Annotated in this window: 8 protein-coding genes; 6 read left to right on the top strand and 2 right to left on the bottom strand. The window is 58.3% G+C overall.

The features are described from left to right. Positions 1 to 17: 17 nt before the first annotated feature. The gene (locus TL5118_RS21795) at positions 18 to 359 is read right to left on the bottom strand and encodes an HNH endonuclease (protein WP_370701664.1); all 342 of its coding nucleotides are present in this window, start codon (positions 357 to 359) and stop codon (positions 18 to 20) included. A gap of 251 nt (positions 360 to 610) precedes the next feature. Further along, positions 611 to 4,372: a methionine synthase gene (gene metH, locus TL5118_RS05335; RefSeq protein ID WP_058244933.1), complete on the bottom strand. Its 3,762-nt coding sequence runs from the start codon at positions 4,370 to 4,372 to the stop codon at positions 611 to 613. A 206-nt stretch (positions 4,373 to 4,578) separates the two neighbouring features. On the opposite strand from metH, the gene TL5118_RS20875 reads away from it, so the two are divergent. The 6 genes from TL5118_RS20875 to TL5118_RS05305 all read left to right on the top strand — a co-directional run bounded on the left by TL5118_RS20875 (position 4,579) and on the right by TL5118_RS05305 (position 9,194). Continuing rightward, entirely contained in the window at positions 4,579 to 5,013 is a 435-nt protein-coding gene (locus tag TL5118_RS20875; RefSeq protein ID WP_082626412.1) for a GFA family protein, read from the top strand. A 90-nt stretch (positions 5,014 to 5,103) separates the two neighbouring features. Next, complete coding sequence (locus TL5118_RS05325) at positions 5,104 to 5,517, top strand: ACT domain-containing protein (protein WP_058244932.1); 414 nt, start codon at positions 5,104 to 5,106, stop codon at positions 5,515 to 5,517. A 136-nt stretch (positions 5,518 to 5,653) separates the two neighbouring features. Beyond that, positions 5,654 to 6,547, top strand: a complete 894-nt coding sequence (locus TL5118_RS05320; RefSeq protein WP_106404184.1) for a metal ABC transporter substrate-binding protein — start codon at positions 5,654 to 5,656, stop codon at positions 6,545 to 6,547. Positions 6,548 to 6,577: 30 nt separating this feature from the next. Then, positions 6,578 to 7,492: a manganese/iron ABC transporter ATP-binding protein gene (locus TL5118_RS05315; RefSeq protein WP_058244931.1), complete on the top strand. Its 915-nt coding sequence runs from the start codon at positions 6,578 to 6,580 to the stop codon at positions 7,490 to 7,492. Further along, positions 7,489 to 8,361 carry a metal ABC transporter permease gene (locus tag TL5118_RS05310; protein ID WP_058244930.1) on the top strand — a complete coding sequence of 291 codons (873 nt, stop codon included), beginning with the start codon at positions 7,489 to 7,491 and terminating at the stop codon, positions 8,359 to 8,361. The genes TL5118_RS05315 and TL5118_RS05310 overlap by 4 nt, the downstream gene beginning before the upstream one ends. Then, a complete protein-coding gene (locus TL5118_RS05305; protein ID WP_058244929.1) occupies positions 8,358 to 9,194 on the top strand; it encodes a metal ABC transporter permease in 837 nt (278 codons plus the stop codon). The genes TL5118_RS05310 and TL5118_RS05305 overlap by 4 nt, the downstream gene beginning before the upstream one ends. Positions 9,195 to 9,427 lie beyond the last annotated feature (233 nt).

Here is a 9,427-nt window from a genome sequence, read left to right as displayed (position 1 = left end):
GTTTTTCGAACTGTGAATCACGCCCCTACGCGGAAATCAATGGGTCCTGACCCTAGAACGGCGGGGACTTGACCCGCTCTCAATTTCTCGAAAGCCTTTGCAAATTCTTGAATGATACGTCGCTCCAAGTCCGAGTATCGCCCATTCAAAACAGCAAGGTCCATTTTGATTTGTTTGAGGGCTTTTCTGTCCAACCTTCTAGGGTTGGCCTTGTCTGACTTGCGAGCGTGACAGTTTGAGCACAAAACAATCATATTGGAAAACTCGTGCTTTTGGACTTTTGCATAATCTTCAATGTGTTCGAATTCTAACGGGTCCGGTGTGCGGCAGACGGCGCAACGATAGCCCGCTTCGATCATCAGATCGCGTTGGAGTGCGGCTGGGATATGGTCTCGAGACATAAAACTCTGATCCTAATTGCGTTATTTCTTGGAACACATCAGAGGCACAGTTACAACAATCGAGACCTTCGCTGGGAAGCTGGCATTCGGACAAGGGGCAGCATTGGTCAAAGTAAGCTCAGAGCGAACCTTCAAAACAGAAATAATGCCGCAGACCCGGCTTCAGATCTGCGGTATTCAAATTAGGCCTCTAGAGGTTCAGCCCCCCGTTACTCCGCCGCCGCTTTTTTGAAATCGGTGGGCTGGTAGTTCAGCACCGGGGACAGCCAGCGTTCAACCTCTTCCAGCGCCATGCCTTTGCGGTTTGCGTAGTCTTCGACCTGATCACGTTCTACCTTGGCGACACCGAAATAGTAGCTTTCGGGCGAGGCGATATAGAGGCCAGAGACCGAGGCGCCGGGCCACATGGCGTAGCTGTCGGTCAGCTCCACCCCGGTGGCTTTGGTGGCATCGAGGAGCTCAAACAGTGTCGCCTTTTCGGTGTGATCGGGCTGCGCCGGGTAGCCGGGGGCGGGACGGATGCCGTCATAGGCTTCTTTGATCAGCTCGTGGTTGGCGAAATCCTCGGCCGCGGCATAGCCCCAAAGCTCCTTGCGAACCTTTTCATGCATCCGCTCAGCGAAGGCTTCGGCGAAACGGTCGGCCAGGGCTTTGACCATGATTGAGGAATAATCATCGTTCTTACCGGCAAACGCCTCGGCGATTTTCTCTTCTTCAGCACCCGCAGTGACGACAAAGCCGCCCAGATAGTCAGCTGTGCCTTCAGGCGCAACGAAATCGGAAAGGGCCACATTGGGACGCCCAGCGCGTTTGGCGCTTTGCTGGCGCAGGGTGTGGAATTTGGCCAGTTCTGCGCTGCGGCTATCGTCCTGCCACAGCTGAATGTCATCGCCCAGCGCATTGGCGGGCCAGAAACCGACGACGGCACGCGGGTGGAACCATTTCTCATCAATGATGCGTTTCAGCATGTCCTGCGCATCGGCAAAGAGCTGACGTGCGGCCTCGCCCTGTTTTTCATCCTCCAGAATACGCGGGTGAACGCCGCGCATTTCCCAGGTCTGGAAGAAGGGCGTCCAGTCGATGTATTCGGCCAGCTCTGCCAGATCCCAACCATCAAAGGTCTGGGTTCCTAGGAAACTGGGCGTGGTGGCCTGATAGCTGGCCCAATCGGCCTGATAGGCATTTTCACGTGCGGTCTCGACGCTGATGCGTTTCTTCGCCAGTTCGGCGCGGGCGTGCTTTTCGGCGACACTGGCATATTCAGCCCGGATGTCGTCGATATAGGTGACCTTCTGCTCATCACTCAGCAGAGACGACACAACCCCCACCGCGCGCGAGGCATCTGTCACATAGACCGCCTGCGCCGTATCAAGGTTCGGGTGGATCTTCACCGCTGTATGCACCTTGGAAGTGGTGGCCCCCCCGATCAACAGGGGCTGCTCCATCCCTTCACGCTGCATTTCCGCGGCGACATGCACCATCTCATCAAGCGACGGGGTGATCAGACCCGACAGGCCGATGATATCAACGTTTTCCTCCCGTGCGACCTGCAGGATCTTTTCAGCAGGCACCATGACGCCGAGGTCGATGATTTCATAGTTGTTACAGGCCAGCACCACACCGACGATGTTCTTGCCGATATCGTGCACGTCCCCCTTCACGGTGGCCATCAGCACCTTACCGGCACTTTCGGCCGCACCGTCTTTTTCGGCGTCCATATAGGGCAGCAGCACGGCAACGGCCTGTTTCATCACACGGGCGGATTTCACCACCTGGGGCAGGAACATCTTGCCGGAGCCGAAGAGATCGCCGACCACGTTCATCCCCGCCATCAGCGGACCCTCAATCACATGCAGCGGGCGTTCGGCGTTTTGACGCGCCTCTTCGGTGTCTTCGTCGATATATTCGGTGATCCCATTCACCAGCGCATGTTCCAGACGTTTCTCAACGCTCCATTCGCGCCAGGTCAGGTCTTTCTCTTTGCCTTTGCTGCCCCCCTGCCCGCGGAAACGTTCGGCAATCTCCAGCATCCGCTCGGTGGCATCAGGACGGCGGTTCATCACCACGTCTTCGCAGGCGTCGCGCAGATCCGGGTCGATCTGGTCATAGACGGCCAACTGACCGGCATTGACGATCCCCATATCCACCCCGGCCTGAATACCGTGGTAAAGGAAGACCGAGTGCATCGCTTCGCGCACCAACTCATTGCCCCGGAAACTGAACGACAGGTTCGACACCCCTCCTGAGACATGCACATGCGGCAGGTCGGTGGTGATGCGGCGGGCGGCCTCAATGAAGTCGACACCGTAGTTGTCGTGTTCCTCAATACCCGTCGCCACAGCAAAGACGTTGGGGTCAAAGATGATGTCTTCGGGCGCAAAGCCCACCTGCTGGGTCAGGATTTCATAGGCGCGGGTACAGATTTCGACCTTGCGGTCCTCGGTATCGGCCTGTCCAACCTCATCAAAGGCCATGACCACCACAGCGGCGCCATAGGCCCGGCACAGGCGGGCCTGTTCGATAAACTGTGCCTCGCCTTCCTTCATCGAGATCGAGTTTACTATGGCCTTGCCCTGCACACATTGCAGACCGGCCTCAATCACCTCCCACTTGGAGCTGTCGATCATGATCGGCACACGGGCGATATCCGGCTCGGAGGCGATGAGGTTCAGGAACTCCACCATTGCGGCTTTGGAGTCGATCAGACCCTCATCCATGTTCACGTCAATGATCTGCGCGCCGTTTTCCACCTGTTGGCGGGCCACATCCAATGCGGTGGCGTAATCACCATTGGTGATCAGCTTGCGGAATTTGGCAGAGCCGGTGACGTTGGTCCGCTCGCCCACATTCACAAACGGAATGTCCTTGGTCAGGGTAAAGGGTTCCAAGCCAGACAGGCGCATTTGCGGCGCGACTGTCGGAATGGTGCGTGGGGTAATGTCTGCCACCGCCTGCGCAATGGCGCGGATGTGGTCATAGGTGGAGCCACAGCAGCCCCCTACTACATTGACCAGCCCCTCACGGGCGAAACCTGCCACCTGCTCGGCCATCTCTTCGGGCGTTTCGTCATATTCACCCATCTCATTGGGCAGGCCCGCGTTCGGATAGGCACAGGTCAGGGTGTCAGCCACATTGGAGATCTCGGCAATATGGGCGCGCATCGCATTGGCACCCAGCGCACAGTTCAGACCAATGGTCAGCGGCTGCGCGTGACGGACCGAATGCCAGAAAGCGGTAGGTGTCTGCCCCGACAGGGTGCGCCCCGACAGATCGGTAATCGTGCCAGAGATCATCACCGGATACCGCATACCGCGCTCTTCAAACACTTGCTCACAGGCAAAGATCGCCGCCTTGGCATTCAGCGTGTCAAAGATCGTCTCAATCAACAGGATATCAGCGCCGCCTTCCAACAGACCACGGGCCTGCTGTGCATAGGCCTCACGCAACTCATCAAAGGTCACGGCGCGGTAGCCCGGGTTGTTCACGTCCGGGCTGATCGAGGCGGTGCGGTTGGTCGGCCCAAGGGCGCCTGCAACATAGCGTTTGCGGCCATCCTCTTTCTCAGCGCGGTCCATGGCGATCCGGGCCAGACGCGCGCCTTCGATGTTGATCGCATCCACCAGCCCCTGCTGATCATAATCCGCCTGCGCAATGGTGGTGCCGGAAAACGTGTTGGTCTCCACAATATCCGCACCGACCATGGCGTAGTTATAGTGGATCTCTTCCACCAGATCGGGGCGGGTCAGGTTCAACAGGTCGTTGTTGCCCTTCAGCGGTTTGTCACTGTGGATGTGGGCGTGGCAGGTACAGCCCGGCCCGTGACCGGAATGATCCCCGTTAAAGTCATCTTCGACCAGTCCAAGCTTCTGGATCTGGGTGCCCATCGCACCGTCCAACACAAGGATCCGCTCTTTGGCGGCAGCTTCAAGTTCGGCAAAAACAGGGGAAAGCGGGAGGGAGGCAACAGACATACGGGCACCATGTGGTTCTTATGAGGTTGCGCCTATGTATCGCCTGCCCTTTCATAAGCCCAATTCATAATAATCATGATTTATATGAGGAGCCCTCAAGTTCAGGGCTGCAAAATGTCGGTCTTCGGCCACCAAAGGTCTGAATTGAAACAGTTCCCCACCCACCGCTCAGAAATGCTGAGAGGGGAAAACCAAGAGGATGCGCCATGGCCGAACCGATCACCCGCGGCTATTGCCAGTGCCAAGCGACAGCCTGGGAATTCACCGGCGCAGCAACCTGGCAATGCTACTGTCACTGTGATGACTGCCGCCGCAACTGCGCCGCGCCGGTGGTGGCCTGGCTGGGTGTGCCATTGCGCCAGTTTCGCTGGACAGGTGCCGCGCCCAAAACGCGCGAAAGCTCCCCCGGGGTTTTTCGCCACTTCTGCGCTGACTGTGGCTCCCCCATGGGCTTTGAGGCAGACCACTATGCTGGCGGCATGCATCTTTATGCGGGATCATTGGAGCACCCTGAAACCTTTGCCCCGACCTTTCATGTCAACTATCAGGCCAAGCTGCCCTGGCTGCAGATGAACGACGATCTGGTGAAATACGACGGCACATTGCTGCACAACCCCGAAGACCTGAGCACCTACGACTGACGCCATCCCTTGCGGCACGCCCGTATGGCTTGAGACTTGCCCCACGCCTGTCCCTGCCGCAGGCTAGAAACGACTGAACAGGAGCCCAAGATGCCAGAGATCACCCATTCCGCCGCCGCCATGATTTCCGGCATGGAACCCCACCTGCGCGCGGGGCGCTTTGTTTTTGTGTCAGTCAATGGCGAACAGGACGCCAGTGACCTGCAACATGCGGCCATTGCCACCTTCCGGGAGGAGGAAGGGCTTTCGCTGATCCTGCCCTTTGATGTCGCGGCAGACGCAGGGTTTGACACCACCCAGCCGATGGCCTGTATCACCCTCAACGTCTACTCCGCCCTATCAGGCGTCGGGCTGACCGCCGCGGTGTCTGGCGCATTGGGGGCAAGTGACATTCCGTGTAACATTGTCGCCGCCTACCATCATGACCATGTCTTTGTCCCCTGGGATGCCAAAGACCGCGCGCTGACCGCCCTACAAACCCTGCAATCCAGCGCGAAATCCTAGAAACCAGCCCCAAACCGGTCATCACGGCCCCTTGTTGCGAATAATTCTCATTTTTATTCTCAACACTATTGCGAATGGTTCTCAATTTCATTATCAACAGGTCAACACGACAGGAAACCCAACAGGACCGGAGCCCATGATGGCCAAATCCCTTTTGACCGGCGCATTGATCACTGCTGTTCTCGCCTCACCTGCGATGGCGGAAAAAATGAAGGTCGTTACCACCTTTACGGTTTTGTCTGACATGGCGCAGAACGTGGCGGGGGATGCAGCCGATGTTGTCTCTGTAACTAAGCCCGGTGCGGAAATCCACGGCTACCAGCCGACACCACGTGACATTGTGCGCGCCTATGACGCTGATCTGGTGCTGTGGAACGGGCTGAACCTGGAACTGTGGTTCGAACAGTTCATCGCAAACCTGGGCGATGTGCCCTCGGTCACCCTCACCGATGGGATTGAGCCGATTTCGATCGTCGAAGGGTCCTACGAAGGCAAAGCCAACCCGCATGCCTGGATGGGTCTGGACAACGCCATTGTCTATATCGACAACATCGCCACCGCCTTTGCTGATCAGGACCCAGCGAATGCAGCAGTCTACAAAGCCAATGCCGAGGCGTATAAGGACCAGCTGCGCGCCACCATTGAGCCGCTGAAAGCGCAGATCGCCGAGGTGCCTGCTGACAAACGCTGGCTGGTGTCCTGTGAGGGCGCCTTCAGCTATCTGGCCAAGGATCTGGGCCTGCAGGAACTGTACCTCTGGCCGATGAATGCCGATCAGACTGGCACGCCGCAACAGGTGCGCAAGGTCATCGATGGTGTCCGCGCCAACAATATCACCGCTGTTTTCTGTGAAAGCACCGTCAACAACGACCCCGCCAAACAGGTGGCGCGTGAAACCGGTGCCTCTTATGGTGGAATGCTCTATGTAGATAGCCTGAGTGAGGCGAACGGGCCGGTGCCGACCTATCTGGACCTCTTGCGCGTCACCTCGGAAACCATCGCAACCGGTTTGACCGCAACCTTAAACTAAACGCGGGACAGCCCACCCATGAAAGATCACATGACCCTGCCCGATGCAGCCACGCTAAAGGAGTTCACTGCCGAGGACGGCCCCGGCGGTGGCATCCTAGCCCGCGACGTCACAGTTACCTATCGTAACGGCCACACCGCCCTGCGTGAGGCCAGCTTTGCCATTCCGCGTGGCACGGTGACCGCGCTTGTGGGGGTCAACGGTGCCGGCAAGTCAACGCTGTTTAAGGCGATCATGGGCTTTGTGCCCGCTGCGCAGGGCAGCATCCACCTGTTAGGCCGAACGGTGAAACAGGCGTTGAAGGAAAACCTCGTCGCCTATGTGCCGCAATCCGAAGAAGTGGACTGGGCCTTCCCGGTGCTGGTGGAAGATGTGGTCATGATGGGGCGTTACGGACATATGGGGCTGCTGCGACGGCCCCGTAAGGCCGACCACGAAGCGGTGGATCAGGCGCTGAACCGCGTCAACATGCAGGATTTCCGCAAACGCCAGATTGGCGAACTCTCCGGGGGCCAGCGCAAACGGGTCTTTCTGGCCCGCGCTTTGGCGCAAGATGGCAAGGTGATCCTGCTGGATGAACCCTTTACCGGGGTGGACGTTAAAACCGAAGATCAGATCATCGCACTGCTGCGTGAGCTGCGCGACGAAGGCCGGGTGATGCTGGTCTCGACCCATAACCTGGGCTCGGTCCCTGAATTCTGTGATCGCACCGTGCTGGTCAAAGGCACCGTGCTGGATTACGGCCCGACCGAAACCACCTTTACCCGCGACAACCTGAAACGCGCTTTTGGTGGTGTGCTGCGCCAATTCACCCTTGGCGGCCAAGAGCTGCACGATGACGACGATCCGCGCCAGATCTCGATCCTGACGGATGATGAACGGCCCTTCGTGCAATATGGTGATGAGACCCGCAAAACCGAAGGTGAGGCGGAGCCGAAGGCATGATCACCCTACTGGAACCGTTTACCTACAACTACATGCTGAACGCCATGTGGGTGTCGGCCCTTGTGGGGGGCGTCTGTGCCTTCCTGTCGGCCTACCTGATGCTGAAAGGCTGGTCGCTGATCGGCGATGCGCTGTCCCATTCGGTGGTGCCGGGTGTTGTGGGTGCCTATGCGCTAGGGCTGCCCTTTGCGCTAGGGGCCTTTATTTCCGGCGGATTGGCGGCAGGGGCGATGCTGTTCCTGTCGGACCGATCAGGTCTGAAGATCGATGTGATCATCGGGCTGATCTTCACCAGTTTCTTTGGGCTGGGTCTGTTTCTGGTGTCATTGAACCCTGCCTCCATCAATGTGCAGACCATCACCATGGGAAACATTCTGGCGATCACCCCCGAAGACACGCTGCAACTGGCGATCATCGGGTTTGTGTCACTGGCTGTGCTGCTGGTGAAATGGAAGGACCTGATGGTCACTTTCTTTGACGAAAGCCATGCGCGCTCCATCGGGTTGAACCCTGGCGCGCTGAAACTGGTGTTCTTCATGCTGCTGTCGGCCTCGGTTGTGGCGGCGATGCAGACCGTGGGGGCCTTTCTGGTGATTGCCATGGTGGTGACCCCGGGGGCGACGGCCTATCTGCTGTGTGACCGCTTCCCGCGGCTGATTGTGACCTCCGTTGTGATCGGCATGCTGTCGAGCTTCATCGGCGCCTATCTGAGCTATTTTCTGGACGGGGCCACGGGTGGCGTGATTGTCACCCTGCAAACCCTTGTGTTCCTGACCGCTTTCATCTTCGCGCCGAAACACGGCCTGCTGGCCGCCCGCGCCAAAGCCCGCGCAGCCTTGACGGCCCCAGTGTCTGAGGAGGCGACATAATGGATCAGCTTCTGTTCCCTTTCATGTTCCCCTTCATGCAGAACGCATTCTGGATCTGCGCCATCGTTGCGGTGCCCACGGCCCTGCTCAGCTGTTTTCTGGTGTTGAAAGGCTGGGCACTGATGGGCGATGCGATCAGCCACGCCGTGCTGCCCGGCATTGTGCTGGCCTATATCGCCGGTATCCCATTGATCATCGGGGCCTTTCTGGCCGGGATGGGCTGCGCGGTGGCCACCGGCTATCTGGCTGAAAACAGCCGGGTGAAACAGGACACGTTGATGGGGGTTGTCTTCTCAGGCATGTTTGGGGTGGGCCTTTTGCTCTACACCTCGGTTGAGACAAACGCGCATCTGGATCACATCCTTTTCGGCAATATCCTGGGCGTCCATGCCGAGGATCTGTGGACCGCAGGCCTCATCGCCGCGCTGACCACGCTCGCCATGGCGGTGAAATGGAAAGACCTGATGCTGCATGCCTTTGACCCTGCACAGGCCCGCGCGGCCGGGCTGAACGTCACACTGCTGCACTACGGGTTGCTGACGATCCTCAGCCTGGTGATCGTCGCCACACTGTCGGCCACCGGCCTGATCCTGGCGATTGGCCTGCTGATTGCGCCCGGGGCCATCGCCTTCCTGATCACCAAACGGTTTGGCGTCATGCTGGTCGTCGCGGTGGTGGTGAATGTGATTTCGATGCTGGCGGGAACCTACCTCAGCTTCTTCATCGACAGCGCCCCGGCACCGACGATCATTCTGATCCTCACCGCCGTGTTCATCATCGCGCTGGTTGCACGCCGCCTGACAGATGCCCGCCAACAGCGGCAAATGCTGTGAGTTGGGATCGACTTAGCGACTGATGCCGCTCAAAACGTGTGGTTTTTCTAGACAGCACGCGGCCAAACCGTAAAACTAAACGCCAAGGCCGAAACCCGGTGGCCCTGGCGCCCCCTGCTGGCCAATGAGACATTGAATGTGGCTTTTGGGGAATTCGATTGCGCGGCAACACCAATAGTACCGAAGTATTTCCGAACGTTGGATCCGATCAAGACCGCGTTTTGATCCGCGCT

It is taken from the genome of Thalassovita autumnalis (assembly GCF_001458255.1).
Lineage (GTDB): Bacteria > Pseudomonadota > Alphaproteobacteria > Rhodobacterales > Rhodobacteraceae > Thalassobius > Thalassobius autumnalis.
This window is presented reverse-complemented; position numbering and strand designations above follow the sequence as displayed.